Raw genomic sequence first — 1,451 nt, 5'->3', positions numbered from 1 at the left:
CCACCTGGCCGACGCGGCCCTCGGCGGCCGCCCGGTCGCCATCGAGCTGTGCGTCCGGCGCTTGTTCTGCGACACCGCTCTTTGCACTCGTCGAACCTTCGCCGAGCAGATAGCAGAGCTGACCACGAGGTACGGCCGCCGCACGGTTGTCCTCGCCGAGATCGTTCAGGCGATCGCGTTTGCCCTGGCCGGGCGGGCCGGCGCCCGGCTGGCGGCCGTCCTGAACATTCCGATCAGCAGGACCACCCTGCTCAACGTGGTGATGGCGGCACCCGACCCGGTGCCGACCGCGCCCCGTGTGCTGGGCGTCGACGACTTCGCGACCCGCCGGGGCCGACGGTACGGCACCGTGCTCGTCGATCTGGACTCCCATCGCGTCCTGGACATACTGCCCGGGCGGGAGAAGGCACCCCTGGTGGCCTGGCTGTCCGCCCACCCCGGCATCGAGGTGATCTGCCGGGACCGAGCAGGCGCATACGCCGAAGCCGCGAACGTCGGAGCACCGCAGGCACAGCAGGTCGCCGACGCGTGGCACCTGTGGGACAACCTGGCCCACGCGGTCGAACGCACCGCCATCGCCCACCGCTCCTGCCTCACACCACCGCCACCGGCAGACCCCGAACCCAGGGCGGCGACTGCTCCCAACCCCACGCTCAACCCGGACACCGGAAGCGAGAAATGGCTGGTCACCCGCACACGCGAACGCCACCGCGCCGTTCAGGACCTGCTCGCCCAGGGATGGACCATCAGCGCGATCGGACGTGAACTCGGGCTGACCCGCCACACCACCCGCCGCTACGCGCGCTGGGAGAACCCCGAGGCACTCGCCGACCACGCCATCCGCACCACGCGCCTGGACGCCTACCGGCCCTACCTGATCAACCGGTGGAACCAGGGCTGCACCAACGCCTCCACACTCTTCCGCGAAATCCAGGCCCAGGGCTATCCAGGACGCACGCCCCAAGCCGTCCGCCGATTCCTTCGCCCACTGCGCGACACCGCGAAGACAGCCCCCGAGCCACCGCCGAAGCCCCAGAACCTCACCGGCTGGATCACCCGCCACCCCGGACACCTGCGAGCAGAGGAGGAGCGCCTGCTCGACGATGTCCTCTCCCGCTGCCCCGAACTGGCGGCCCTGCGCAACCACGTCCATGCCTTCGCCCGCATGGTCTGCGACCGCACCGGCACCGACCTCCCCGCCTGGATCTCCGCAGTCCGCGCCGACGACCTACCCCAGCTACACGCCTTCGCCGACGGACTCGAACGCGACCAGGACGCCGTCACCGCCGGCCTCACCCTGCCGTGGAGCAGCGGCCCGGTCGAAGGCCACGTCAACCGGATCAAGATGCTCAAACGGCAAATGTATGGACGAGCCACTCTCCCGCTCCTGCGCAAGCGCGTCCTACTCGCATGACGCTCCGTCACCGCATCACGAAAATCTTGACTGAACC

The 1,451-nt window shown here is 69.7% G+C and carries 1 protein-coding gene; it reads left to right on the top strand.

Features of this window, described 5'->3' with window-relative positions; translation table 11 throughout:
• The coding region (locus ACZ51D_RS43650; RefSeq protein ID WP_465665885.1) for an ISL3 family transposase at positions 1 to 1,414 on the top strand (1,414 nt) is incomplete at its 5' end.
• Between the last annotated feature and the right edge of the window lie 37 nt (positions 1,415 to 1,451).

The organism is Kitasatospora sp. NPDC033851, assembly GCF_055576085.1.
This window is presented reverse-complemented; position numbering and strand designations above follow the sequence as displayed.